The organism is Dickeya sp. CFBP 2040 (genome assembly GCF_012273755.1).
Taxonomy (GTDB): domain Bacteria; phylum Pseudomonadota; class Gammaproteobacteria; order Enterobacterales; family Enterobacteriaceae; genus Dickeya; species Dickeya poaceiphila.
On sequence record NZ_JAAVXH010000051.1, the window covers coordinates 14,213 to 40,878 of the forward strand.

The following is a 26,666-nucleotide window of genomic DNA, read 5'->3' on the forward strand; positions in this document are numbered from 1 at the left end:
GGCGTTATGCCGTTATCGACACGCTCTTGACCTGAGCATACAGACGCTGCCCGGCAGCCAGCGCCAGTTCGTCCCGCGCCCAGAGCGTAATACGCGCCCACAGGATTTGTCCGCCGATATCCAGCTTGACCTCAACCTGCTCACCGACCTCAAGGCATTCCACCACACTGGCCGACAGCACATTACGGATGCTGCTCACTGCTGGCCGCTGCATCACCAACGACACATCCGCCGCATTGATGCGGATACGCAATGCTGAACCAAGCGGCGCGTCAACACGCCCCACCCACAGCGGTTGTTCGCCCAGCGACAGCGCCGTCATCGCGTAATGCGGATGGTGCTCCATCACCGTCACTTTCAGAATGCTGCTCTGCTCTTCTCGCGGCAACCAGGCACGCAGGGCGTTGCTGGCCCACACCTCTTCCAGCGAGCCTTGCGCCTTCACCTGCCCTTTATCCAATACCAGCACCCTATCCGCCAGCCGCACCACTTCTTCCAGACTGTGGCTGACATACAGAATGGGTGTGTTGACCTCACGCGCCAACCGCTCCAGATAAGGCAGCAGTTCACGCTTGCGCGGTGCATCCAGCGACGCCAGCGGCTCGTCCATCAGCAGCAATTCCGGCGCAGTCAGCAATGCACGGCCAATCGCCACCCGTTGTTTCTCGCCGCCGGACAAGGTTAACGGATAGCGTTTGAGCAAATGTCCGATGCCAAGCAGTTCCACAATGTCATCGAACTGCGCTTGCATCGGCGCTGCCATGCCATAACGCAAGTTCCCCAATACCCGGTAATGCGGGAAAAGCCTCGCATCCTGAAAAACGTAACCGATACGCCGTTTTTCCGGCGGCAGAAACACCCCTTGCGTCCGATCAGACAGCACCCGATCATTGAGCTGAATCCGCCCGCTATCCGGTCGGGTCAGGCCAACAATGGCATTGATCAGCGATGTTTTTCCCGCACCGGATACGCCGAATACGGCGGTAATCCCGCTGGCGGGAAGCTGGGTGGCGACACTGAGCATCAGGTCACCCAGTTGCTGGGTAAAATCCAGTTGCAGCATTATCCCCCCAACCGTTTACGGCTCCAGCGCGTGAGCCATTCCGACAACAGCAGCGACACCAACGACAGCACAATGGCGATGATGCACAATCGGGCAGCCTGCATTTCCGCGCCCGGCGTTTCAATCAGCGTATACATGGCATTCGGGATGGTGCGGGTTTCCCCCGGAATGTTGGACACAAAGGTGATGGTAGCGCCAAACTCGCCCAGTGAGCGGGCAAACGCCAGTACAGTGCCGGCAATAATACCCGGCAGTGTCAACGGCAGCGTGATGGTGAAAAACACCCGCCAGCGACCAGCGCCAAGCGTACGCGCCGCCAGCTCCAGCCGGGTATCCACCGCCTCCAGCGCCAACCGGATAGCACGCACCATCAGCGGGAACGCTACCACCGCCGACGCCAGCGCCGCACCGTGCCAGCTAAAACTGAAACTGAAACCGAACCAGTGGTAAAGCCAACCCCCCACCACACCTTTGCGCCCCATGACTATCAGCAACAAATAGCCGATCACCACCGGCGGCAGCACCAACGGCAGGTGAATCACGCTATCCAGCAGCGATTTACCGACAAAGCGGCAACGCGCCAGCACCCAGGCCGCCAGAATACCCAGCGGTAAACTGCAACTGACCGCCACCACCGATACCTTCAGGCTCAGCGAAACCGCCTGCCATTCGTAATCACTGAGCAGCATTAACCGGCGTAAATCCGTATTGTTTAAACACCACGGCTGCCTTCGGTGTTTTCAGGTAATCAAAGAAGGCATTGACTGCCGGGGTATTGTGCCCTTTGACGATAGCCATCGGATACTCCACCGGTTTGTGGGTATTATCCGGGAAAATGCCGACCACTTTTACTTTGGTGCTGGCGACGGCGTCCGAACCGTAAACAATCCCCAGCGGCGCTTCTTCACGTTCTACCAGCACCATGGCGGCGCGTACGTCATTGGCGCGGGCCATCAACGGCGACAATGAATCCCATGCATTCAGTTTCTGCAACGCTTCTTTGGCGTAAATACCGGCGGGTACATGATCCGGGTCGCCCACCGACAGTCGTCCGCCTTTCAGCAGTGCTTTCCAGTCGGTTTTATCGTCGATTTTGAACCCTTTGGTTTCAGCGGACTTAGGCGCGATCACCACCAGTTGATTTCCCAACAAGGTAAACCGGGTGTCGTTCTCGGTCAGTTGCTTGTCCTGAGCGTAATCCATCCACTGCTGGTCGGCTGAGATGAACAGATCGGCAGGCGCTCCTTGCTCAATCTGACGCGCCAGCGTTGACGACGATGCGTAGGATGCCACGATGGAAACCTGTTTTTCCTTCTGATACTGCGCGGCGATATCCTGTAATGCGTTGGTCAGCGAAGCGGCGGCAAACACCGTTACCTTATCCTGCGCCAGTGCTGTATTCGTGTTCATACCCAGCGCTAACGCGGCGGCGCTCAGCCAATAAGTCCATTGTGGTTTCATTTTCTCTCCTGACATTTTCGTTATGTAGTTAATGATATAACGATGAATACCGAATCTCGACGGCTTTGTCATTGTTCTTAAGCAAAAAAATCCGGCAAATGCCGGATTGATCAGAAAAGGAAATCAGAGAAGGGGTTATTTGCGCGCTACTGACGACTCACGATGACCGATGGCGGAAAACAGGTTGAATACTTCACCCAACCCATAAATAGCCCCCAAAATCAGCGCCATCATGACCGGCACCATGCACACCGCAAACAGCAGGCTTTTCAGCAACTCCAACATATCGACCTCATTTTTCACCGTGGCTGGCCGTTACGCCGCCAGCATTTCATGGATTTATGGGTAGACTATCCTCACCCCATTGCTGTTAACGAGTTTACCTGAATCGCCGGAATTAGAGCGGCCATTCGTGCGGTTTGCCTGTTTGACGCAAAACGATGACAATACAAACGATTAGCGGCCCAGATACGGATGTGCTCATGCAAGCAGAAATTCTTCTTACCCTAAAACTTCAGCAACGGCTCTTTGCCGACCCACGTCGCATCACGCTGCTCAAACAGGTGAAACAAACCGGTTCCATCAGTCAGGGAGCGCGTCTGGCCGATATCAGCTACAAAAGTGCCTGGGACGCGATTAATGAAATGAATCAGTTGTCCGAACAAACCATCGTTGAGCGCACTACCGGCGGAAAAGGCGGCGGCGGTGCGGTGCTGACGCGTTACGGCGAACGGTTATTGCAATTGTATGAGCTGCTGGGGCAAATCCAGCAAAAAGCTTTCGATGTTCTGCAAGACGATGACCTGCCGCTGGACAGCCTGCTGGCAGCCATCGCCCGTTTTTCGCTGCAAACCAGCGCCCGCAATCAGTTTTTCGGCACCGTACTGGAGCGCGACCAGCAACGGGTGCAGCAGCACCTGTCTGTCCTGCTGGCGGGTGGCCATACCCGCATTCAGGCCGCACTGACCCAGCAGAGCGCCGATCGATTACAGCTCACCAGCGGCAAAGAAGTGCTGGTGCTGATAAAAGCCCCCTGGGTCGCGGTGACGCCGCAAACCGTTCCAGCGCCCGCTCACGATAATGTATTACCGGGCCGCATCAACCACCTGCAACCCGGCCCGACACAGAGCGAAGTGCTGGTAACGCTGGAAGGCGGCGAGGTCGTGTGCGCCACCCTGCCCAATGATGCCGTGGCGCTACAGGGATTGCAGCCGGAGATGGCCGTCTACGCCAGTTTTAATGCCGACCAGGTGATTATTGCCACTCTGTGTTAATTGCCAGATAAGTTCAGTCGTGGTGTGGGGACGTAAACACAACCAATACATTAACATTGCTAAATATTTTATTGACCCTGCCGTTTATTGGATCTACCGAACAGGATTCTTTGTCACAAATAGCCTTCACGTAAGGAAAGCATTCGCTGGGACTATAGCTATTAGCAACGCCTCCCACATTTTTGATGATGTGACAAATCGCAGAGTATGACTAACAAAGGGTTACAGCATGGAAATTCGCTCTGATACCACCACCTATTTTCAGGTTAAAAATACATCTGACAACACGCAAAAAGTCGCTCAAAGCGCGCTTTCACAAACGGATCATCAACAAGGGCCGCTGTCGAATACTCAGCAGGCAACCTTCAGCGGCAAGGGGCTGATGATGTCTCGTCTGTTTGGTGATTCGAGCGCCACTCCCACCGTCCAGACTCAGTTGACTGAAACCACGATGAAAATGTCATCGGTTAACTTTCTCACCTATCAAGACCGGGACATGCTGTCAGCACTGTATGCCAACGCTCAACAATCCGGCGTGGATTTGCAATATGTTGATGATTTGGCGAGAGACCTGGGAGACTACCGCATGTTTGGCAGTGTGAGCGTCAGCGTAAATAACGGCAAAATGTACGACATGAATGGGCGTGCACAGACCTTTCATTTCACCGATACCGATGCCGCTACCGCCACGCAGATTCTGAATAGTGAAGGTATTACTACCACTACGTTAGATACCGGATTCTTGCACTACCAGCTCGATCCGGGCTTTTCGTTCAATCATCGAACCAATTTTGCTTTTTTGGCAGAAGTGGTCAACACATTCGGCCAGGGTGCAACCCATGCCGGTGAGCCATTAAGCTCCTCATTTTCCGCTTATCAGGCGCAGGGAAATAATAACTTTGTTGTTAAAACCGCCACTGACAGCACCCTTCCTCCTGTCGAAGAGCCTGATTTTCGTTCGGTTGATGGCATCATCTCTATTACGCCAACGGGAGCAAAAAATGGATTTCAGTGGGTCAATGACAAGTTGATAAAAAGCTTCAGCATGACGCTACTCGATTTGTTGACCTCCGAGAAAAATCGCACGTTAACCCAACTGTAGCTGTTTATCTCCACATCAGCGCCGGAGAAATACGTTAGCAACTTGACAAGCCGCCAGCTTCCCTTTACCCGTAAGAGGTCTGCTATTTCGCAAAGGGAATCATCATGTCATTGCTGCATATCCATCAGGCACAGTTCCGGTTAAGCGATACCCGGATGATGCATCTGGATGAACTCAGGTTGCATCAGCAACAGTGCTGGGCGTTTGTCGGCGCTAACGGCAGCGGAAAATCGGCGCTGGCACGTGCGCTCAGCGGCGAATTACTGCTGTTGTCCGGTCAACGCCAGTGCGACTTCCAGCGTGTGGCGCGCCTCTCTTTCGAACAACTGCAACAGTTAGTGTCACAGGAGTGGCAGCGTAACAACACCGATATGCTGGGCGTCGACGAGGACGATACCGGGCGCACTACTGCTGAGGTGATTCAGGACAGCGTGCACGATGCCGACCGTTGCCATCAGTTAGCCACACAATTCGGCATCGCTCACCTGCTGGACCGGCGCTTCAAATACCTCTCAACCGGTGAAACCCGCAAAACCATGCTGTGTCAGGCACTGATGGCACAGCCGGACTTGCTGATTCTCGATGAACCGTTCGATGGTCTGGATGTCGCTTCACGCGCACAGTTAACCGACCTGCTGGCGTCGCTGGGAGCACAAGGGCAGACGCTGGTGCTGATTCTCAACCGCTTTGAGGACATTCCGGCATTTATCGACCAGGTCGGCGTGCTGGCGGATTGCACCCTGACGCGACAGGGTAAGCGCGAGACGGTTCTGTCCGATGCGCTGGTTTCACAACTGGCGCACAGCGAAACTCTGGCCGGTATCACGTTGCCGGAAGCGGAAGACCCAAGCCAGCGGCCAACTCTACCGCCGGATCAACCCCGTATTCGTCTGCTGCACGGTGTAGTGAGCTATAATGACCGCCGTATTCTGGACGATTTGAGCTGGGAAGTATTGCCGGGACAACACTGGCAAATTATCGGGCCGAACGGCGCGGGCAAGTCCACCCTGCTTAGTCTTATCACCGGTGATCATCCACAAGGTTACAGCAACGACCTGACGCTATTTGGTCGTCGGCGCGGCAGCGGTGAAACCATCTGGGACATCAAACGCCATATCGGCTATGTCAGCAGCAGCCTGCATCTGGAGTACCGCGTCAGTTCCAGTCTGCGCAACGTCATCCTGTCCGGTTTTTTCGATTCCATCGGCATTTATCAGGCAGTATCGGACCGCCAGCGTTTTCTGGCGGCACAGTGGTTATCGCTGCTCGGTCTGCCGGACAGTGTGGCCGATGCCCCGTTCCAGTCACTGTCCTGGGGGCAGCAACGGCTGGCGCTGATTGTGCGCGCACTGGTGAAACATCCGGCCTTATTGATCCTCGATGAACCGCTACAAGGCTTAGACCCACTTAACCGTCAGCTTATCCGCCGCTGGTTAGATATTCTGATCAGTCAGGGACAAACCCAACTACTGTTCGTTTCCCACCATGCGCAAGATGCGCCGGACTGCATCACCCACCGCCTGACTTTCGTACCAGACGGCGACAGCTATCACTATCTGATACAAACACGCTGAATACTTCACAGCACGGTTTCGCTTCAGGCGAAACCGTCAACCCAGTTAGTGATAACGTTACCACAGAGCACAACCTGTTTTCACCGTCCTCACATCGCGCTATGCTGGTTACTCGTTAAGCCAGGGAAAAGGCGAAGACTGAACCACTCGCCTCGACTATCACTATTTACGGCGCTGATCACCTTTTTCCGGTTACATCCATGCTATTTTTTCACTCAGTTTTCTGCAACAGAGGTCATTATGAAAGTATTGGTTACAGGTGGTAGCGGTTACATAGGAAGCCATACCTGTGTGCAATTGATCGCCGCCGGTCATCAGCCGGTTATCCTCGACAACCTGTGCAACAGCAAAGCCAGTGTGGCAACAGCTATTGCCCATGTCAGCGGACAGACGCCGGTGTTTTATCAGGGCGATATCCGTGACCGTGGTCTGTTGCAGACTATTTTTGCCGAGCACGATATTGGCGCAGTGATCCACTTCGCAGGTCTTAAGGCGGTGGGCGAATCCGTGCGCGAACCCATCAGTTATTACGACAACAATGTCTACGGCACGCTGACGCTGGTGGACGCCATGAAGCAGGCAGGCGTCAAAACGCTGATTTTCAGTTCATCGGCCACCGTATATGGCGACCAGCCGCACGTTCCGTATCAGGAAAGTTTCCCCACCGGTACCCCCGCCAGCCCTTATGGCCGCAGCAAGCTGATGGTAGAACAAATCCTGCAAGACCTGCACCGCGCGGAACCAGACTGGAGCGTGGTAGTGTTGCGTTACTTCAACCCGGTGGGTGCCCATCCGACAGGAGAAATGGGCGAAGACCCGCAGGGCGTGCCCAACAACCTGATGCCGTACATTGCCCAGGTGGCGGTAGGCCGCCGCGAGTCGTTGGCGATTTTCGGCAACGATTACCAGACCATCGACGGCACCGGCGTGCGGGATTATATCCATGTGGTGGACCTGGCCGACGGTCATGTCGCCGCCATGAACACTCTGCACGGCAAACCCGGCGTACACACTTATAACCTTGGCGCTGGCGTCGGTTACAGCGTATTGCAAGTGGTGGAAGCCTTCAGTCGCGCCTGCGGCAAACCGCTGCCGTATCATTTCGCGCCCCGCCGCGACGGCGACCTGCCCGCTTACTGGGCTGACTCAGAAAAAGCCGCCCGCGAACTTAACTGGCGCGTCAGTCGAACACTGGACGAAATGGCCGCTGATACCTGGCGTTGGCAATCCCTCCATCCGAATGGTTTTTCGGACTGATGGCTGGGTAAATTCATTTTTTCAGCACGTACCCTTTTTCGAAAACAATTTTTTCGATGACAGCACGCGTTTTTTGATGAAGAACGTTTTTCGACGACAAACGTTCTTCAATGACCAAGTAAGGTATCCCAATGGCGTATTTTGACCCCGTTGAACATCCGCATCGTCGTTACAACCCACTGACTGGTCAGTGGATCTTGGTATCGCCGCACCGCGCCAAACGCCCATGGCAGGGACAACAGGAAAGCGTATCCTCCGATCCGCTGCCGTCGCACGACGCCACCTGCTTTCTCTGCCCCGGCAACGTACGGGTTACCGGCGATACCAACCCTGACTATCCGGGCACCTTTGTTTTCACCAATGATTTCGCCGCACTCATGGCGGACACGCCGACTGCGCCGGAAAACAGCGACCCGCTGATGCGCTGCCAGAGCGCGCGCGGCACCAGCCGGGTCATCTGCTTTTCACCGGACCACAGCAAAACGCTGCCGGAACTGTCGCTCGCCGCACTGGAGCAGGTGGTCGCCACCTGGCAGCAACAGAGCGCCGAACTGGGGCAAACTTACCCATGGGTACAGGTGTTTGAAAACAAAGGCGCGGCAATGGGCTGCTCTAACCCACATCCGCACGGGCAGATCTGGGCCAACGACTTCCTGCCCAACGAAGCGGAACGGGAAGACCGACTGCAACGCGACTATTTCCAGCAGCACGGTTCACCGCTGCTGGTTGATTACCTGCAACGCGAATTGCAGGACGGCGCTCGCCACGTGGTGGAAACCGAGCACTGGCTGGCGGTGGTGCCCTACTGGGCGGCCTGGCCGTTTGAAACGCTGCTGCTGCCCAAAGCCCACATCCTGCGGCTGCCGGACATCACCGCGACACAGCGTCAGGATTTGGCGTTGATGCTGAAAAAACTCACCAGCCGCTACGACAACCTGTTCCAGACCTCATTCCCCTACTCAATGGGTTGGCACGGTGCCCCCTTTACCGACGGCGATCAGCAACACTGGCAGTTGCACGCGCATTTTTATCCGCCGCTGCTGCGTTCCGCCACTGTGCGCAAATTCATGGTGGGTTACGAAATGCTGGCGGAAACCCAGCGTGACTTAACCGCCGAGCAAGCCGCAGAGCGGCTGCGGGCGGTCAGCGACATTCATTACCGTGACGACAGTCACTCTCGTGATTCAGGAGTTCAGGCATGACCTTATCAGCACGCACCCAGGCGATTTTCCAGCAACAGTTCGGTTATCCGGCAGCCCTCACGGTACAGGCGCCGGGCCGGGTCAACCTGATAGGGGAACATACCGACTACAACGATGGTTTCGTTCTGCCCTGCGCCATCAACTATTCGACCACCATCAGCGCCGCACCACGCGATGACCGGCAAATTCGGGTGATTGCGGTAGATTACGACAACCAGCAGGATCAGTTTTCGCTGGATGCACTGTTCGAACATCATCCGCAGTGGCAGTGGGCGAATTATGTCCGCGGCGTCATCAAGCATCTGAAAACCCGTAGCGATGCCTTTGGCGGCGCGGATCTGGTGATAAGCGGTGACGTGCCGCAGGGGGCCGGGCTGAGTTCGTCGGCATCGCTGGAAGTGGCGGTCGGTAAAGCCATTCAGGCGCTGTACCAGCTGCCACTGGACAATGTAGCGCTGGCGCTCAACGGCCAGGAAGCGGAAAACCAGTTCGTCGGTTGCAACTGTGGCATCATGGATCAGATGATTTCAGCGCAAGGCCAGCGTGGCCATGCATTGCTGATCGATTGCCGGTCACTGGAGACACGCGCGGTATCGATGCCGGATAACGTGGCGGTGATGATTATCAACTCCAACGTCAAACGCGGTCTGGTAGACAGTGAGTACAACACTCGCCGCCAGCAGTGCGAAGCCGCAGCGCGTCATTTTCAGGTTAAAGCGTTGCGTGACGTCAGCGAGGCAGATTTTGCTGCCAATGCAGCCGGTATGGATGAGGTTGTGGCACGCCGTGCACGCCATATCATTACCGAAAATGCCCGCACGCTGGCAGCAGCCGATGCGTTGACGCGCGGCGACCTGCGCCAGATGGGCGAACTGATGGCTGCATCTCATGCCTCAATGCGGGATGATTTCGAAATCACCGTGCCGCCTATCGACACACTGGTGGAGATCGTCAAAGCGGTGATCGGCGATGAAGGCGGCGTGCGGATGACCGGCGGTGGATTTGGTGGCTGTATCGTGGCGTTGATCCCACAACAGCACGTAACAGCGGTGCAAAATGCCGTAATGCAGGAGTATCCGGCGAAAACCGGATTGCAACCCACCTGTTACGTCTGCCAAGCCTCGCCAGGAGCCGGTTATGTCGAATGACCCTGTTGAACCGCGCGCGCCGCACACGGCGCTCGCCCCGGATGGTCAGCCCTTTCAGTTGACCTTATTGCAAAATCGTCACGGCACGCGAGTGACGCTGATGGATTGGGGAGCCACCTGGCTCTCCTGCCAGTTACCGCTGTCTGGCGGCACAACGCGTGAAGTGCTGCTAGGGTGTGCGCCTGAGCAGTACCCGCATCAAACCGCCTATCTGGGCGCGTCAGTAGGGCGTTACGCCAACCGTATCGCCAACGCCACACTGCGTCAGGGCGATGCGCTGATTCGACTGAAGGCGAACCAGGGGCTGCACCAGTTACATGGCGGACCAGATGGATTCCACGCGCGGCGCTGGCAAATACTGCAACAGAGTGATGATCAGGTCACCTACCAGTTACATTCGCCGGATGGCGATCAGGGTTTTCCCGGCACACTGATCGCACAGGTCAGTTATCAACTGACTGATCAGAACGCATTGGACATTGAGTATCAGGCCGAGGTAGACCAACCCTGCCCGGTGTGCCTGACCAACCATGCCTATTTCAACCTTGATGGCGAACTGACCGACGCACGGCATCATCGGCTGCAACTGCTGGCGGATTACTATCTGCCGGTAAATCAGGACGGCATCCCCGGTGATACATTGCGGGAGGTAGCGAACAGTAGTTTCGACTTCCGCCAGCCCAAGACCCTGATGCAGGATTTTTTGTCCGATGCCGACCAGCAGGCTGTGCGCGGTTATGACCACGCCTTTCTGTTGCATCGCACCGGTGGCTCCATCGAAAGCCCAGCAGCCAACCTGTGGTCATCAGACGGCAAGGTCCACATGCAGGTCTACACCAGCGCCCCGGCGTTGCAACTCTACAGCGGTAACTTTCTGGCTGGCACGCCGTCGCGCGATGGGCCGCCTTATGCCAACCATGCCGGGCTGGCGCTGGAAAGTGAGTTTCTACCGGACAGCCCCAACCATTCGGACTGGCCACAACCCGACTGTTGGCTGAAACCCGGTAAGCGCTACCGGTCACTTACCCGTTATGCGTTCACCGTCAGTCCCACTGACGCCCCCGCAGACTGATGCATACCAGAGAGCCAGTACACTGGCTCTCTTAATTGCCATCCCTTTTAGGAATAGGTAGCGGTCTTTCCTGCTTACCGGTAACCGTTTTTCCCCGGCAAATAACAACCGCGATAGAGGGAGGGTATGTCACACGCAGGCCATGTCAATGCCGAAAAATCTTCACCAAACTCAACGCGTCAGAGCCTTTTTGAACAGCGTCAAAGACACCATGATGATTATTACACTACCAGTTATGCTGTTTGGCAGCATCTGGCTGCTGTCTCTGTTTGACTATAATTTACCTGTCGTCAATGCAGTGGAAAAATATCACCGTTGGAAAAAGTAATGGCCAACTGCTGCCATACCTGTGGTTCATGTGAATCGGCGGCATCGGCGGCACGCCATTGCTGTCGATGAGGGTAATTTCTGCACTGTTTTTGTTTCCCCATCGCCTGTGGTGGAGAAACAGACAAGCTGAAACGATAAAGCCGCTTAATTTATCGTCATTTTGGCGGCATATAAATCAGGCGGCTGAATGACTAGCGATTGCCGATAACCGCTCTCCGGCCCTATAATGAGCGTAGTTATCATAGAAATCTTAGTATATGAAGGAGTTAAGCTATGGCTGTAACTAAGCTGGTACTGGTGCGACATGGTGAGAGCCAGTGGAACAACGAAAACCGCTTCACCGGCTGGATGGATGTTGATCTGTCCGAAAAAGGCGTCAATGAAGCCAAACAGGCAGGTAACCTGCTGAAAGAAGAAGGTTTCAGCTTTGATTTTGCCTACACCTCTGTGCTGAAACGTGCCATTCACACCCTGTGGAACGTGCTGGACGAGTTGGATCAGGCATGGCTGCCAGTAGAAAAATGCTGGAAACTGAACGAACGTCACTACGGTGCGTTGCAGGGCCTGAACAAGGCGGAAACCGCTGAAAAATATGGTGACGAGCAGGTTAAACTGTGGCGTCGCGGTTTCGCGGTTACTCCACCGGAACTGACCCGTGATGACGAACGTTTCCCTGGACACGATCCGCGCTACGCGTCGCTGAGCGACAAAGAGCTGCCGCTGACTGAAAGTCTGGCGCTGACCATCGAACGCGTGGTGCCTTACTGGAATGAAAACATTCTGCCACGTATCAAAAAAGGCGAGCGCGTGATCATCGCTGCACACGGCAACTCGTTGCGTGCACTGGTGAAATATCTGGATAACATGAGTGAAGAAGAAATTCTGGAGCTGAATATCCCGACCGCAGTACCGCTGGTCTATGAATTCGACGAAAACTTCAAACCGATCAAACGCTACTATCTGGGCAATGCCGACGAGATCGCGGCCAAAGCAGCCGCAGTAGCCAATCAGGGTAAAGCGAAGTAATTCCTGATACGCCAAGACATCATCTGTAGCACAGATGATGGGAAAGTAGTAAAAAACCCGGTTTAGCCGGGTTTTTTCTTATCTGACGATAGCGGATATCAGCCGCGACGCTGACGTACTGCCGCTGCCAGTTGACGCAGCAAGCTATCGGTATCATCCCAGCCAATACAGGCATCAGTAACACTCTTGCCGTATACCAGCGGTTCACCGCTTTCAAGACTCTGGTTACCTTCCACTAAATGGCTTTCCACCATAACGCCCATGATAGCTTTCTCACCACCCGCTACCTGGCGGCATACATCTTCACAAACGTCCATCTGCTTTTTGAACTGCTTGCAGCTGTTGGCGTGGCTGAAATCGATCATCACCTGTGCTGGCAGGCCCGCGTTTTCCAGACCCACTTTCACTGCCTGCACATGCTCTTCGCTGTAGTTCGGCGCTTTACCGCCACGCAAAATAATATGACAGTCGTGGTTGCCGCTGGTATTGACTATCGCCGAATGGCCCCACTTGGTCACCGACAGGAAACAATGCGGCGCACGAGCGGCATTAATAGCGTCAATCGCTACCTTGATGGTGCCGTCAGTACCGTTTTTGAAACCCACCGGGCAAGACAAGCCAGATGCCAGTTCACGGTGCACCTGAGACTCAGTGGTACGGGCACCGATCGCCCCCCAGCTCATCAGGTCCGCCACGTACTGCGGCGTGATCATATCCAAAAATTCACCCGCTGCCGGCAAACCGGTATCGTTAATATCCAGCAATAACTGGCGGGCGATGCGCAAGCCATCATTGATCTGGAAACTGTTATCCATATGAGGGTCGTTAATCAGTCCTTTCCAACCCACAGTGGTACGCGGTTTTTCAAAATAGACGCGCATCACCACTTCTAAATCATCACGCAGTTCTTCGCGTAATTTCAGCAAACGGGCCGCATACTCTTTAGCCGCTTTCGGATCATGGATGGAGCAGGGTCCAATCACCACCAGCAGACGGTCATCATGACCTTTGAGGATGTTGTGGATAGCGTTACGGGCATTAAATACTGTCTGTGCTGCACGCTCAGTGGCAGGGAATTTTTCCAGCAGCGCGACGGGGGGGAGCAACTCTTTAATTTCTTTAATTCTCAAATCGTCATTCTGGTAATTCATAATGGGTCCATGTCTCCGCAGCAACAGACTATCGTCTCCTGCCTGTTCGGAGGTGAAAACGAAAAAATAAAAGTATCGTTATTTATATTGAAGGCTGATTATTATAAGTCAAGCGGTTAAAAAATTGGCGTAATAATAGCCATGTGTGTTAACCGCTATCCGCTGCGTGCGGGAAACGATTTGGTCGTGCCGCACCCAGCTCAAGCAATGAGCACTGGTGCGCGGCAGACGATAAAACCACAGGAATGAGAAGATTCGAGACAGGCTACCGTAAACCGTGTTACACATGGTTTACGCAACCTCAACCAGGCGAAGCCCATCGCAACCGGGGATATACACCAGCAACCGGCACAACCTATATCATTCGGGCCAGTGGCTGCGAGCGATTATTTCGCGCACCTTTGATCCATAGCCAGGTGCCATTAAAGGCAATCAGCGTCAGCACCATATACTGCAGCGACATGGCATAGACTCCCTGATACGCAAAAATCACCACGCTGATAATGTCTATCACCACCCATAACAGCCAGTTTTCCACATATTTTCGGGTCATCAGCAGCATGGCTGCTACTGACAATACCGTCATCGCCGAATCCCAGAATGGAAACGCATCTGGTTGCAATGTCGGCATCGCCACATCCAAACCAACAGCCTGCATCAACATCACAGCGGTACGGGTCAGTACGCAAAAAAATGGGTCGATATAATGTGACATCAGCACAATCGCAACCACACATCCCGCACTCCACCATATCGCTTGCCGTCGCGGCAACCAACGCACCTGCAGTTCCAGTGCTTTGTCATCTATGGTGCGGCTCCATGCGTACCAACCATACAAATTGGCGACGAAAAAGAAAACCTGCAACAACAAACTGGCGTATAACTGAATCTGAAAGAAGATCAATGCAAACAACGACACATTGACCAGACCAAACAGATAATTCTCGGTCTTTTCTAAACTAGCCAGCCAGATACATATCAGACCGGATAACGTCCCCAGCGCTTCAACCCACGACAGGTCATAACCATTGGCCCCTAATGGGATGTGAACCAGAATATTGCTGGTACTAAAAAAATCCATCTTTACTCCTGAATGGTATTGACTACAGCCTGGGTTTAACTGCGAACTCCAGCATCCGATTCAGCGGCACCAGGGCACGCTCACGAATATCGGCGTCAACCTCAATAGTGTGATGATGGGATACCTCTGGCTTCTCCAGAGCCGTGGCAATCGCCTCAAGCCCATTCATCGCCATCCACGGGCAATGAGCACAACTGCGGCAAGTCGCCCCTTCACCAGCTGTCGGTGCTTCCAGCAGCACTTTTTCCGGACAGGCCTGCTGCATCTTGTAAAAAATACCTCTATCTGTCGCCACAATCAGTTCCGAATGCGGTAATTGCTTCGCGGCCTGAATCAGTTGACTGGTCGAACCTACGGCGTCTGCCATCTCCACCACGTTGTGGGGTGATTCCGGATGAACCAATACCGCTGCCTGCGGATATAGTGCCTTCATGCGTCTTAGCGCCTGGGTTTTAAATTCGTCATGCACAACGCACGCGCCCTGCCAGCACAGCATATCGGCTCCGGTTTGTTGCTGCACATAGCGCCCAAGGTGACGATCCGGCCCCCAGATAATCGTTTCGCCTAAACTATCCAGATGCTCGATCAACTCCACGGCAATGCTGGAGGTAACAACCCAATCCGCCCGCGCTTTGACCGCCGCCGATGTGTTGGCATACACCACCACGGTACGATCCGGATGGCTATCGCAAAAGGCGCTGAATGCTTCAACCGGGCACCCCAAATCCAGCGAGCATTCTGCTTCCAACGTCGGCATCAGCACCGTCTTCTCTGGATTGAGTATCTTCGCTGTTTCCCCCATAAACCGGACCCCGGCAACTACCAGCGTGCTGGCAGCATGGGTGCGACCAAAACGCGCCATCTCCAGCGAGTCTGCCACACAACCACCGGTTTCTTCGGCAATTGACTGAATTTCCGGATCGGTATAATAGTGCGCTACCAACACCGCATTACGCACTTTCAGCAAATGTTTAATACGGTCACGAAACTGTTGCTTTTCCTCTTCAGATAACCGCCTGGGTTTTGCAGGAAAAGGGTAATCGACAGTAAGTGGTTCAAAAAACAAGCCCATCATGGAATTCCACACAATTGCAGACGTTAAGATAATGTCACTATTGAGAATGATTGTTTCATATGCTAAACAAAATATCGTAATAGCGTCATAAAGTCTGCCATTTCCTTACTAAGAAATTTCAGAAATACAAAATGTGTTTAATTTATTAAAAATACGATGTCACTGATACACAAGGCGGCCTGAGCAGGCCGCCTGCGAGGTGATCAGGAAAACAGACGGTGCCAGTAAAGAGAGAAAGGAATAATCAGCACCAACGCTGGCAGGAAATTAACTACTGCGAAGGTTTTAATCTGGGCAATGCGCAGCCCGACAGCCATCATCACAATACCGCCACAAGCCGCAAAATCTCCCATGGTGATATCATTCATAAATGGCATAATCAGCCTGGCTGAGAAAAACAACAGTGTCTGCACTAAAAACTGAGGAATGGCAATCGACATCACGGCAACACCCAACGTAATGGCAAAAATCAACGCAGTGAAAATATCGAGCGCTGACTTAATGATTAACAGTTGATAGTCGCCAGTTAGCCCTTCTGTCATCGCACCAACCACGCCGGTGCCGCTGGCACAGAACAGCACAATCAACGCGGTAAAGTTCTGGCTATACACATCCGGGGGTAGCTTGTGCTCCGGCGGTGGCACAACCCGGCTCAGCAGGCGTTCAATCAGTATCGCCACTTTCTGGACACCAGCTTCAAGACGTAGAAACTCTCCAATGCCAACCCCCAGGATAATCGCCAGCGCAACCGCCGGGAGCTGGTGAACTTTTACCACCAGCGTCGCTCCCATCGCAATCGACACCATGGCGAATGCAGGCGGCAAACCATCACGCATACGCTGGGGAATAAAGCGGTGTAATAACACACCCAGTGCGCCGCCAATCAGAATGGCTGCACCATTGATAACCGGACCAATCATCATCAATTATCTCTTAAAGCCTATCTTTCGACTTGCCAGCTGACAAAGGAATCACTCTCAGTCAGAAACGAAGCCATTACTATACGCTAAATATAATGATGTGATGGAACAGGGCTAAAGCAAAAAGAGATATAACAAAACCCAACATGAGTAAGCGGTGCGTATTATTACTCCGCTCGACTAGAACCTGAGCGCAGCTTCTCACCTGCACGACACGATAATATTTGTAGTGACAGCGAAAGAATTTGAGAATGGAGATTTATTTAGCGGTGGTGGGTCGTGCAGGATTCGAACCTGCGACCAATTGATTAAAAGTCAACTGCTCTACCGACTGAGCTAACGACCCGCTACGAGAAATGTTACATAGAAATCATTTTGTTTTTGGTGGGTCGTGCAGGATTCGAACCTGCGACCAATTGATTAAAAGTCAACTGCTCTACCGACTGAGCTAACGACCCAAAAACGCTGTTGCTTTTAGCGATTCAGCATCACCTTGGCAACGGCGGCATATATTACTAATATAATTTTTCTGTGCAACACTTTTCCCAAAAAAAACATTCAACTGCTTATACCTTGAACGTCCCGGCGCAAAAACCACGCATATCGCGCAGTTTTTGTGCCAGAAAGGGGATTACAAACCCTCTAACCGCTTCTGAGCCTGTTTAGCGCCATCAGTATTTGGATAGTTTTTTACTACCTGTTGGTAGACTGCCTTGGCCTTATCAGTCTGACCTTTTTCTTGCATGATGAGGCCAACCTTAAACATGGCTTCAGATGCTTTGGGTGATTTAGGGTAATTTTTGACAACGTTAGCGAAATAGTACGCCGCATCATCTTTCTTACCTTTGTTGTAGAACAACTGCCCTAACCAGTAGTTAGCATTCGGTTGGTAGGTTGAATCAGGGTATTTCTTGACGAAATTCTGAAACGCTACAATAGCCTGATCATACTGTTTTTTTTCCAGCACCAGCGAAGCGGCTGCGTTGTAATCAGTATTGACATCTCCCGTCATGGCAGGTGCCGCTGCCGAATCAGCACTAGTGCTGCTCGCCGCTCCTGTATCGGCAGTCGCCGCAGGAGTCGATGCCGCTGAGCTTCCCGACTTTACAGCCGAAGAAGACTGACCACCATTCTGAGAACCCAGGTTGTCAATCTGCTGATAGATCTGCTTTTGACGCTCAACGACCTGATTCAACTGATACTGATTTTCCTGAATCTGGCCGCGTAAGCCATCAATATCACGCTGGGTGTCGGCGAGCTGCTGCTGGAGTTGGGTTAATAATTGACTGTGAGCGTTAGAAATGCGCTCAAGTTGAGTGACTCGATCTTCCACCGAGCCAGAGCCGACATTACTGATTGGCGCTTGGGCAGTAGCGGCCCAAGGGACCGCTACGCCAACCAGTAACGACAGACTCAACATGTGATGTCTGAAGTTACTGCTCATGCGATTCTCTTAGTATACCAGAACGGCACGACGGTTTTTGGACCATGCAGCTTCATCATGACCCAGAACAGCAGGTTTCTCTTTACCATAAGAAACCACGGAGATCTGATCGGCAGATACGCCTTTGCCCTGCAGATACATCTGCACAGCGTTAGCACGACGCTCGCCCAGTGCGATGTTGTATTCCGGAGTACCGCGTTCGTCCGCATGACCTTCAATAGTCACTTTGTAAGACGGGTTGCTGCGCAGGAAAGCTGCGTGTGCATCCAGCATCTGAGCAAAATCAGGACGAATGTCGTATTTGTCCAGATCGAAGTAAACGATATTGTTGCGCTGCAGTTCCTGCATCTGCAGACGAGCCTGCTCAGCAGAAGACATGTTACCGCCATTTTCCATGCCAGCGCCGCCATTCAGGGAAGACTGGTCATTATTAGCGTGTTTGTTGGAGCTACATGCGGCAACAGCCAGCACCGGCAGAGCCAACATCAGGCCTTTCAGCACTTTATTGAATTGCATTTCTATGTCCTTTAAATAGGTTATTGTACATATTTTGATTACATATACGGTGACCAGGCAGGGAACCTCACCTGACCATCAGTCGCCGGAAGACGCGCTTTAAAACGCCCGTCGGTCGAAACCAGTTGCAGCACGGAACCCATTCCTTGCTTGGAACTGTAGATTACCATGGTGCCATTGGGTGCGATACTCGGCGTTTCATCCAGGAACGTGTCCGTTAATACTTGAACGCCACCCGTTACCAGATCCTGTTTGGCGATATGCTGAGCGCCGCCGTTAGAGCTGACCATCACCAGGAATTTACCATCACTGCTGATTTCAGCATCCTGATTCTGGGAACCTTCCCAAGTCAGACGCTGTGGCGCACCGCCATTAATACCGATTTTATAAATCTGAGGACGGCCAGCCTGGTCGGAAGTATAGGCTAGTGTCTGGCTGTCAGGGAACCAGGTCGGCTCAGTGTTGTTACTGCGACCATCCGTCACCTGAGAAATCTGACCAGAACTCAGATTCATCACATATAAATTCAGGCTACCGCTCTTGGAAAGAGCAAATGCCAGTTTGGAACCATCCGGCGAGAATGCTGGCGCGCCGTTGTGGCGAGGGAAAGAAGCAATCTGTTTAATGTCGCCGTTGGCCAACGTCTGCACAACCAGCGCAGAGCGACCACTTTCAAAGGTAACATACGCCAGTTTGCTGCCATCTGCCGACCACGTCGGAGACATCAGTGGTTCCGGAGAGCGGTGTACCACAAACTGGTTGAAACCGTCATAGTCTGCTACACGCAATTCATACGGATACTGACCGCCGTTGGTTTGTACCACATAGGCAATACGAGTACGGAAAGCGCCCTTGACACCCGTCAGTTTTTCAAACACTTCATCACTGGCCGTGTGGGCAGCATAACGTAACCACTGTTTGGTTACCTTGAACTGATTCTGGGCCAGCACACTACCTGCATTTCCAGATGTATCAACCAGTTGATAAGAAACCAGATAGCCATCCGCAGTCGGCTGGACCTGGCCAACAATGACAGCATCAATCCCCAAAGCAGTCCAGGCAGCTGGCGTCACTTCAGCAGCACTGCCAGGCTGTTGCGGCATACGACTTGGGTCGATCGGGTTGAATTTACCACTGTTACGTAAGTCTGCAGCAACAATGCTACCTATCTCTTCAGGAACAGCACCGCCCGTTGATTTGAACGGGACAACACCGATTGGCCGCGCAGAATCGACCCCCTGAGTAATTTCAATACGGACTTCTGCATGTAATACAGCCGTCCAAAGCATCAGAAAACTCAATGCAATTTTTAATGCCTGCTTCATCTCATCTCCCTTATCCCGGCTCCAGCGCCTACGATAACCTGGCAGCGTTTAACAACCCCATATCAACAAACACGATGTGCACGGCGACCAGATATAGTCATAGTCTTAAACTCCGCCAACTGGCAACCGGATCACTGCGGTTTAAAGTCTATCGGTGCGTTTTTGAAAGCTTCATATACATCAGAGCTAGGTGGCTTCGGTATCCGCGCCTGTTTGGCTGCAGCAATCGCAGCCTGACACAGAGCCGGATCACCACCCTCGCTTTTCACATCAATCAACAGGCCATCAGGAGCCAGTCGAATGCGTAACGTACAGGTGCGCCCTTTGTAGGATTCCCAGTCATAAAACTTGCTCTGAATCGCAGTACGAACCTGGCTGCCGTAACTATCTAGTGCAGCGCCGGATGCCCCACTCTTCTTATTATTACCAACCCCAGCTGGCGCGGCACCACCAGCAGCACTACCGCCTTTAGGCGCATTCTTCGATGAAGCCAGACCACCCAGCAGGTCGTCAACCTCACCAGCTTGTTTGGCAGCAGCGGCTGCGGCTTTCTTCTTGTCGTCTGCCGCTTTCTTGGCAGCAGCAGCGGCCTCAGCTTTCTTAGCCGCTTCAGCCGCGGCTTTTTCCTTAGCAGCCTCTGCCGCTTTAGCCTTAGCCTCTTCTTCGGCTTTCTGCTTAGCATCAGCCGCCGCCTTAGCTTTGGCTTCTTCCGCTGCTTTTTTCTTTGCTTCAGCTGCAGCTGCGGCGGCTTTGGCCTTAGCCTCTTCTTCCGCTTTTTTCTTCGCATCGGCAGCCGCCTGTTTTTTCACTTCTTCTTCAGCTTGCTTCTTTGCTTCCGCTGCCGCCTTCGCTTGTTGCTCAGCTTCCGCTTTGGCTTTAGCCGCAGCAGCCTCTGCCTGTTTCTGCTGTTCCTTCGCTTTTTGAGCCGCCTCTTCTGCCTGCTTGCGTTGCTCAGCTTGCTCCTGCGCCTGTTGTTTAGCCTCTTCCTGTGCCTGCAGGCGCTCTTTTTCCAGCTCTTTCAGACGCTGCTGTTCAGCTGCCTGTTTTGCCTGCAATTCCTCAGCCTGCTGTTCCGCCTGCTTCTTACGCAACTGTTCGGCACGGCGGGCATCACTCTGCTGCTGCTGCTGCCGGTTGTACTGATCGACCACGGCACCAGGATCAACCATTACCGCGTCAATGGACGAGCCACCACCGCCGCCACTGGCGTCATCCATCTTCTGGTTCAGCGAACTCAGAATCAGCAACGTAATCAGAATAACGTGCAAAACGACCGAGATAATGACGGCTCGCTTTAGCTTATCGTTTCGTTCGTTTGCCTTTAACACAAGGGGTTCCCAAAAACAGTTTTGCCAGACAAATGACTATTCATCCTCACAGACTTCATCATTCACAGACTCGCCAGTCAAATCGGCTGTGTCATCAACCCGACTGATTTGACACCGGCCTGATGCAACAGATTCAGCGCCTTGATAATCTCATCATAAGGAACATCTTTGGCACCTCCGATCAGAAAGACCGTTTTCGGGTTTGCGGTCAGACGTGACTGCGCTTCAGCCACCACCTGCTCCGCAGGCAGTTGATTCATACGATTATGATCAACCACCAGACTGTATTGCCCTACACCGGATACCTCGACAATCACAGGCGGATTATCGTTACTGGATACGGTCTTGGATTCGGTTGCATCCGGCAGATCCACTTCCACGCTCTGCGTGATGATCGGTGCAGTTGCCATGAAGATCAGCAATAGCACCAGCAACACGTCCAACAGGGGAACAATATTAATCTCGGATTTCAGCGACCGGCGGCCGCCACGCGCACGAGCCATATCACCTCCCGATTAACGGTTGCCTTCGCTGGAGAAAGCCTGACGATGCAGGATAGCAATGAACTCTTCCATAAAGTTATCGTAATTCTGCTCAAGCTTGTTGACGCGCTGGTTAAGGCGGTTGTAAGCCATTACGGCTGGGATTGCCGCGAACAGACCGATGGCGGTAGCAATAAGCGCTTCGGCAATACCTGGCGCAACCATCTGCAACGTTGCTTGCTTCACCGCCCCCAAGGCAATAAACGCGTGCATAATCCCCCATACGGTACCAAACAAACCGATATAAGGGCTGATAGAGCCGACGGTGCCAAGGAAAGGAATATGGGTTTCCAGCGTTTCCAATTCACGGTTCATAGAAATGCGCATAGCGCGGGATGCCCCTTCTACCACCGCTTCTGGCGCATGGCTGTTGGCGCGATGTAGACGCGCAAACTCTTTGAATCCGGAATAAAAAATTTGCTCAGTACCCGCCAGATTTTCACGACGCGTCTGGCTTTCTTGATACAGTCGGGACAGCTCAATCCCCGACCAGAACTTGTCTTCAAACGCTTCGGCGTCTCGCGTCGCAGCATTCAGGATACGGGTACGCTGAATGATAATCGCCCAAGAAGCGATGGAAAAACCGATTAAAATTAACATGATAAGTTTAACCAAAAGGCTAGCCTTCAGGAACAAATCAAGAATATTCATGTCAGTCACTGCTTAAACTCCGCGACAATAGACTTAGGAAGCGCAATAGGCTTCATTTGAAATGAATCGATACATGCGACTAAAACCTCGGCATGGCTCAGCAGGGTGCCATGCGAGTCAAGAATGCGCTGTGCGAATGTCAGGGAAGCACCGCGTATCACGACGATCTCGCTCTGTACCTCTAGTAGATCGTCAAGACGTGCCGGGGCAAGATACTCAACCGTCATTTTACGAACAGCAAAAGCAACATGTTCATTCATGAGTACGCGCTGATGAAAATCGTGCGCGCGCAACATTTCGGTTCTGGCTCGTTCGTAGAAGGCCACATAACGCGCGTGATAAACTACGCCACCTGCATCGGTATCTTCATAGTAGACACGTACTGGCCAGCGGAACACTTTATTACTCACTCTACATCCCGGTAATGCGATAAACCCCGCTACTATACGCAAGAGGAATAAGGTTTGGAATGGGTTCTATGTACAGGAAGGTAAATAATTATGGGTTGAGAACAACCCATAACCAAAAGGAATGAAGACTTATACTACAGGAAGTAGTAATACAATCCTGCGGCGAGGATCACAAAGGCAGGAAGGGGCAAGAAGAAGGTACGCCACCGCATCTGTTGCGGACGAAAACCCACACCATGCACGACACCGGTACAAACCGCCCAAATCAGTGCTATCCCCTGCCAGACTGCCAACGAACTGGTGCGAGCGGCAAAACGTGCCGGCTCCCAGAATACGCATCCAGCCAATAATAACGCCATCATCAGGGAAAGGGCCCGTAACGGGCCCTTATCCATACAGCAGTAAAGACGATCAATAAAAGCAATCATTGCGGTTTATCTTGATTCGTCCTGGTTGCTTCGCCCTGTTCCAGTGCCAGAGCGGTAATCACGCCCAGCGAGCAAGCAAGAAGCGTTCCCAATATCCAAGCAAAATACCACATAAATTAGGCTCCTTACTTAGTACAACGAATGAGAATTCTGCTCGATATGCTCTTTAGTGATGCGTCCGAACATTTTGTAATAACACCAGATGGTGTAGGACAGCACGATAGGGACGAAAATAATCGCCACTACCGTCATCACTCTGAGCGTAAGCAGGCTGGAGGTTGCATCCCACATGGTCAGGCTGACATTCGGTACGGTCACCGACGGCATGATGAATGGGAACATGGCGATACCGGCGGTCAAAATCACGCAGGCAATGCTGAGCGAAGAGAACAGAAACGCCATTGCGCCTTTTGCCGCACGAGCCATCACCACCGTTACCAGAGGTAGCAGGACACCAAGCAGAGGGATAGCCCACAACACAGGATGGTTATTGAAATTGACCATCCAGGCACCAGCCTGACGAACAACTTCTTTATGTAGTGGATTAGACTCACCAGCAGTATTAATGACCGACGTCACCGCATAACCATCAATGCCGTAGACAACCCATACGCCAGCCAGAGCAAAAGTTACCGTCAGTGCCAACGAAGAGAATTGAGCAACTTTTTTGGCACGGAAATGCAGATCACCAGTGGTACGCATCACCAGATAAGTAGCGCCCTGAGCCACAATCATGCTTAGGCTAACCACACCTGCCAGCAACCCAAACGGATTAAGTAACTGGAAGAAATTGCCGGTGTAGTACAAACGCAGATACTCATCTACGTGGAACGGCACACCCTGCAGCAGGTTACCAAATGCCACACCGATGACCACCGGCGGTACAAAGCTACCAATAAAAATGCCCCAATCCCACATGTTACGCCAGCGTAGATCTTCGATTTTCGAACGGTAGTCGAAACCAACCGGACGGAAATACAAAGACGCCAACACCAGAATCATAGCGATGTAGAACCCAGAGAACGCTGCGGCATAAACCATCGGCCAGGCGGCGAACAGTGCGCCGCCTGCGGTGATAAGCCAAACCTGATTACCGTCCCAGTGCGGCGCAATGCTGTTAATCATCACGCGACGCTCTGCATCATTACGCCCCATCAGGCGTACCAGTATACCGACGCCCATATCGAAACCATCGGTGACCGCAAAACCGATCAGTAGCACACCAATCAGCAGCCACCAGACAAAACGCAAGACTTCATAATCAAACATAGTGGACTCCTGTTACCGTGCTTCCTGAGCCGTGTTCGGCTGTTCGAAGTGATAAGCACCCGTTTTCAGGCTGCTTGGACCCAGACGCGCATACTTGAACATCAAGTACATTTCAGCCACCAGGAACAGCGTGTAGAGACCACAAATCAGTCCCATGGAAAACAGGATGTCTCCCGCGGTTAAGGATGAGTTGGCGACCGCTGTCGGCAACACTTCACCAATCGCCCACGGTTGACGGCCATATTCCGCAACAAACCAGCCAGCCTCAACAGCAATCCATGGCAACGGGATGCCATACAATGCAATAGTATGCAGCCAGCGCTTTTGCCCAATCTTATTGCGTAACACTGTCCAGAACGACAGACCGATGATAAGCAGCATCAATACACCGCAAGCGACCATGATGCGGAAAGAGAAATACAGCGGTGCCACACGCGGAATAGAGTCTTTAACCGCCTGTTTAATCTGTACATCGCTGGCATCAGCCACATTCGGGGTATAGCGTTTCAGCAGCAAGCCATAACCAAGATCCTGCTTGTTCTTGAGGAACTCATTACGTACGGCAGGGTCAGTGTTGCCAGAGCGCAGTTTTTGCAACAGTTGATAAGCCTTCATCCCGTTACGGATACGTACTTCATGCTGTTCCATCAACTCTTTCAAGCCGGTAACCGTTTTATTGGTAGAACGGGTAGCAATCAGGCCAAGCATGTAGGGGATCTGGACTGAATATTTATTCTCCATCGTCTCCTGATTCGGAATACCAAACAATGTAAACGCTGCCGGTGCTGGCTGAGTTTCCCATTCCGCTTCGACAGCAGCCAGTTTGGTTTTCTGAACGTCGCCCATCTCATAACCGGACTCATCACCCAGAACGATAACAGACAGAACTGCCGCCATACCAAAACTGGCCCCAATCGCAAAGGAGCGTTTAGCAAAAGCGACATCGCGCCCTTTCAGCAGATAGTAGGAACTAATGCCCAGAATAAACATGGCACCGGTACAGTAGCCTGCAGCGACGGTATGAACGAATTTCACCTGAGCAACCGGGTTCAACACCAGATCGGCAAAACTCACCATCTCCATACGCATGGTTTCGAAGTTGAAATCTGATGCTATCGGGTTCTGCATCCAGCCATTAGCCACCAGAATCCACAGTGCAGACAGGTTGGAACCTAACGCTACCAACCAGGTTACCGCCATGTGCTGAACTTTACCTAAACGATCCCAGCCAAAGAAGAACAACCCGACGAAAGTGGATTCCAGGAAGAACGCCATCAATCCTTCGATAGCCAGAGGTGCACCGAAGATATCGCCAACATAGTGAGAGTAATATGACCAGTTAGTACCGAACTGGAATTCCATGGTCAGACCGGTAGCAACACCGAGTGCAAAGTTGATTGCAAACAGCTTGCCCCAAAATTTGGTCATATCTTTGTAGATTTGTTTGCCGGACAAGACATACACGGTTTCCATGATCGCCAGCAAAAACGCCATCCCCAGCGTTAAAGGCACGAACAGGAAATGATACATCGCTGTCAAGGCAAACTGTAAACGTGACAGTTCGACTACATCAAACATCTTAACTCCTTGCTCCTCGCAGGAGGGTCTTTAGCTCGCTGTACGGACAAGCCACTAAATACCCGGCAGTTAGTAACCTAAAGAACACAACTATTGCTTTAGCACAGGCCTCAATATGCGCTATATGCGTCAACACCGCGCATTTGAAAAGTAAACCAAATAAAAACTACAGAATTACAAATAGCATACTCACATTAGAGTATTGGTATATTACGCTTCTACCCCCCTGTGATAAATAGGTTTTTACGTGATGAGGATTGAGTTTTTTGATTCTACGCCAACCCCACGCCGCAGACCATCAGAAGCATAATTGACCTGCCGCAATTTAATCTTATTTCAGGATGGATATCCACTTTAGATTTTTGATCTAAAACAAGTATTCGCTCACTTGTTAATAAAAATCGCCTTTTATTTTACATTTCATTAAATGTTAATTTCA

The 26,666-nt window shown here is 52.4% G+C and carries 28 protein-coding genes and 2 tRNA genes; 9 read left to right on the top strand and 21 right to left on the bottom strand.

All coding sequences use genetic code 11. The annotated features are described in order from the left end of the window. Window positions 1-4: 4 nt before the first annotated feature. From modC to Dpoa2040_RS06870, 4 genes are all read right to left on the bottom strand, one after another. Window positions 5-1,063 (bottom strand): molybdenum ABC transporter ATP-binding protein ModC, encoded by a 1,059-nt coding sequence (gene modC, locus Dpoa2040_RS06855; protein ID WP_168640798.1) that lies wholly within the window; start codon window positions 1,061-1,063, stop codon window positions 5-7. Then, window positions 1,063-1,752, bottom strand: a complete 690-nt coding sequence (gene modB, locus Dpoa2040_RS06860) for a molybdate ABC transporter permease subunit (protein ID WP_168640799.1) — start codon at window positions 1,750-1,752, stop codon at window positions 1,063-1,065. Before modB ends, modC begins: the two co-directional genes overlap by 1 nt. Then, window positions 1,739-2,524 (bottom strand): molybdate ABC transporter substrate-binding protein, encoded by a 786-nt coding sequence (modA, locus tag Dpoa2040_RS06865; protein ID WP_168640800.1) that lies wholly within the window; start codon window positions 2,522-2,524, stop codon window positions 1,739-1,741. The genes modB and modA overlap by 14 nt, the downstream gene beginning before the upstream one ends. Before the next feature lie 135 nt (window positions 2,525-2,659). Continuing rightward, the gene (locus tag Dpoa2040_RS06870) at window positions 2,660-2,809 is read right to left on the bottom strand and encodes an AcrZ family multidrug efflux pump-associated protein (protein WP_013317050.1); all 150 of its coding nucleotides are present in this window, start codon (window positions 2,807-2,809) and stop codon (window positions 2,660-2,662) included. A 197-nt stretch (window positions 2,810-3,006) separates the two neighbouring features. Here Dpoa2040_RS06870 and modE point away from each other — a divergent pair, with 197 nt between their 5' ends. The 9 genes from modE (at window position 3,007) to gpmA (ending at window position 12,509) form a co-directional block, all read left to right on the top strand. Continuing rightward, window positions 3,007-3,798 (top strand): molybdenum-dependent transcriptional regulator, encoded by a 792-nt coding sequence (gene modE / locus Dpoa2040_RS06875; RefSeq protein ID WP_168640801.1) that lies wholly within the window; start codon window positions 3,007-3,009, stop codon window positions 3,796-3,798. A gap of 229 nt (window positions 3,799-4,027) precedes the next feature. Further along, the gene (locus Dpoa2040_RS06880) at window positions 4,028-4,900 is read left to right on the top strand and encodes a hypothetical protein (protein WP_168640802.1); all 873 of its coding nucleotides are present in this window, start codon (window positions 4,028-4,030) and stop codon (window positions 4,898-4,900) included. Between the two features lie 104 nt (window positions 4,901-5,004). Beyond that, on the top strand, window positions 5,005-6,474 hold the full coding sequence (gene modF, locus Dpoa2040_RS06885) for a molybdate ABC transporter ATP-binding protein ModF (RefSeq protein WP_168640803.1): 1,470 nt from the start codon (window positions 5,005-5,007) through the stop codon (window positions 6,472-6,474). Between the two features lie 240 nt (window positions 6,475-6,714). Beyond that, window positions 6,715-7,731, top strand: a complete 1,017-nt coding sequence (gene galE, locus Dpoa2040_RS06890; RefSeq protein WP_042869573.1) for a UDP-glucose 4-epimerase GalE — start codon at window positions 6,715-6,717, stop codon at window positions 7,729-7,731. Between the two features lie 131 nt (window positions 7,732-7,862). Then, complete coding sequence (gene galT, locus Dpoa2040_RS06895; RefSeq protein WP_042869571.1) at window positions 7,863-8,933, top strand: galactose-1-phosphate uridylyltransferase; 1,071 nt, start codon at window positions 7,863-7,865, stop codon at window positions 8,931-8,933. Next, the gene (gene galK, locus Dpoa2040_RS06900) at window positions 8,930-10,081 is read left to right on the top strand and encodes a galactokinase (RefSeq protein ID WP_168640804.1); all 1,152 of its coding nucleotides are present in this window, start codon (window positions 8,930-8,932) and stop codon (window positions 10,079-10,081) included. The genes galT and galK overlap by 4 nt, the downstream gene beginning before the upstream one ends. Then, window positions 10,071-11,153 carry a galactose-1-epimerase gene (galM, locus tag Dpoa2040_RS06905; protein ID WP_168640805.1) on the top strand — a complete coding sequence of 361 codons (1,083 nt, stop codon included), beginning with the start codon at window positions 10,071-10,073 and terminating at the stop codon, window positions 11,151-11,153. The genes galK and galM overlap by 11 nt, the downstream gene beginning before the upstream one ends. Window positions 11,154-11,301: 148 nt before the next feature. Continuing rightward, the gene (locus Dpoa2040_RS06910) at window positions 11,302-11,481 is read left to right on the top strand and encodes a hypothetical protein (RefSeq protein WP_168640806.1); all 180 of its coding nucleotides are present in this window, start codon (window positions 11,302-11,304) and stop codon (window positions 11,479-11,481) included. 275 nt (window positions 11,482-11,756) lie between these two features. After that, complete coding sequence (gpmA, locus tag Dpoa2040_RS06915; protein ID WP_168640807.1) at window positions 11,757-12,509, top strand: 2,3-diphosphoglycerate-dependent phosphoglycerate mutase; 753 nt, start codon at window positions 11,757-11,759, stop codon at window positions 12,507-12,509. A 98-nt stretch (window positions 12,510-12,607) separates the two neighbouring features. Here the strand turns inward: gpmA and aroG are convergent, their stop codons facing one another. The 17 genes from aroG to cydA form a co-directional block, all read right to left on the bottom strand. Beyond that, entirely contained in the window at window positions 12,608-13,660 is a 1,053-nt protein-coding gene (gene aroG, locus Dpoa2040_RS06920) for a 3-deoxy-7-phosphoheptulonate synthase AroG (protein ID WP_146411413.1), read from the bottom strand. A 355-nt stretch (window positions 13,661-14,015) separates the two neighbouring features. After that, window positions 14,016-14,741, bottom strand: coding sequence for a nicotinamide riboside transporter PnuC (gene pnuC / locus Dpoa2040_RS06925; RefSeq protein WP_168640808.1), 726 nt, complete (start codon window positions 14,739-14,741; stop codon window positions 14,016-14,018). Between the two features lie 22 nt (window positions 14,742-14,763). Further along, window positions 14,764-15,813 (bottom strand): quinolinate synthase NadA, encoded by a 1,050-nt coding sequence (nadA, locus tag Dpoa2040_RS06930; RefSeq protein WP_168640812.1) that lies wholly within the window; start codon window positions 15,811-15,813, stop codon window positions 14,764-14,766. A gap of 206 nt (window positions 15,814-16,019) precedes the next feature. Continuing rightward, window positions 16,020-16,736, bottom strand: a complete 717-nt coding sequence (locus Dpoa2040_RS06935; protein ID WP_042873845.1) for a DUF554 domain-containing protein — start codon at window positions 16,734-16,736, stop codon at window positions 16,020-16,022. Window positions 16,737-17,006: 270 nt separating this feature from the next. Further along, window positions 17,007-17,082: transfer RNA gene (locus tag Dpoa2040_RS06940), tRNA-Lys, on the bottom strand. Window positions 17,083-17,118: 36 nt separating this feature from the next. After that, a tRNA-Lys gene (locus Dpoa2040_RS06945) sits at window positions 17,119-17,194 on the bottom strand. 173 nt (window positions 17,195-17,367) lie between these two features. Next, window positions 17,368-18,180 (bottom strand): cell division protein CpoB, encoded by an 813-nt coding sequence (cpoB, locus tag Dpoa2040_RS06950; protein WP_042869559.1) that lies wholly within the window; start codon window positions 18,178-18,180, stop codon window positions 17,368-17,370. A gap of 9 nt (window positions 18,181-18,189) precedes the next feature. After that, window positions 18,190-18,696 carry a peptidoglycan-associated lipoprotein Pal gene (gene pal / locus Dpoa2040_RS06955; RefSeq protein WP_016941932.1) on the bottom strand — a complete coding sequence of 169 codons (507 nt, stop codon included), beginning with the start codon at window positions 18,694-18,696 and terminating at the stop codon, window positions 18,190-18,192. 38 nt (window positions 18,697-18,734) lie between these two features. Beyond that, a complete protein-coding gene (gene tolB, locus Dpoa2040_RS06960) occupies window positions 18,735-20,021 on the bottom strand; it encodes a Tol-Pal system beta propeller repeat protein TolB (RefSeq protein ID WP_042869555.1) in 1,287 nt (428 codons plus the stop codon). A gap of 131 nt (window positions 20,022-20,152) precedes the next feature. After that, entirely contained in the window at window positions 20,153-21,349 is a 1,197-nt protein-coding gene (tolA, locus tag Dpoa2040_RS06965) for a cell envelope integrity protein TolA (protein ID WP_042869554.1), read from the bottom strand. 77 nt (window positions 21,350-21,426) lie between these two features. After that, window positions 21,427-21,852 (bottom strand): colicin uptake protein TolR, encoded by a 426-nt coding sequence (tolR, locus tag Dpoa2040_RS06970; protein WP_012770579.1) that lies wholly within the window; start codon window positions 21,850-21,852, stop codon window positions 21,427-21,429. Between the two features lie 12 nt (window positions 21,853-21,864). After that, on the bottom strand, window positions 21,865-22,551 hold the full coding sequence (tolQ, locus tag Dpoa2040_RS06975; RefSeq protein WP_042869552.1) for a Tol-Pal system protein TolQ: 687 nt from the start codon (window positions 22,549-22,551) through the stop codon (window positions 21,865-21,867). Then, complete coding sequence (ybgC, locus tag Dpoa2040_RS06980) at window positions 22,548-22,952, bottom strand: tol-pal system-associated acyl-CoA thioesterase (protein ID WP_168640809.1); 405 nt, start codon at window positions 22,950-22,952, stop codon at window positions 22,548-22,550. Before ybgC ends, tolQ begins: the two co-directional genes overlap by 4 nt. 134 nt (window positions 22,953-23,086) lie before the next feature. Further along, complete coding sequence (gene ybgE, locus Dpoa2040_RS06985) at window positions 23,087-23,380, bottom strand: cyd operon protein YbgE (protein WP_042869550.1); 294 nt, start codon at window positions 23,378-23,380, stop codon at window positions 23,087-23,089. Continuing rightward, complete coding sequence (gene cydX, locus Dpoa2040_RS06990) at window positions 23,377-23,493, bottom strand: cytochrome bd-I oxidase subunit CydX (protein ID WP_168640810.1); 117 nt, start codon at window positions 23,491-23,493, stop codon at window positions 23,377-23,379. Before cydX ends, ybgE begins: the two co-directional genes overlap by 4 nt. Before the next feature lie 16 nt (window positions 23,494-23,509). Further along, window positions 23,510-24,649, bottom strand: coding sequence for a cytochrome d ubiquinol oxidase subunit II (cydB, locus tag Dpoa2040_RS06995; protein WP_168640811.1), 1,140 nt, complete (start codon window positions 24,647-24,649; stop codon window positions 23,510-23,512). Window positions 24,650-24,661: 12 nt separating this feature from the next. Beyond that, window positions 24,662-26,227 carry a cytochrome ubiquinol oxidase subunit I gene (gene cydA / locus Dpoa2040_RS07000; RefSeq protein ID WP_042869548.1) on the bottom strand — a complete coding sequence of 522 codons (1,566 nt, stop codon included), beginning with the start codon at window positions 26,225-26,227 and terminating at the stop codon, window positions 24,662-24,664. Between the last annotated feature and the right edge of the window lie 439 nt (window positions 26,228-26,666).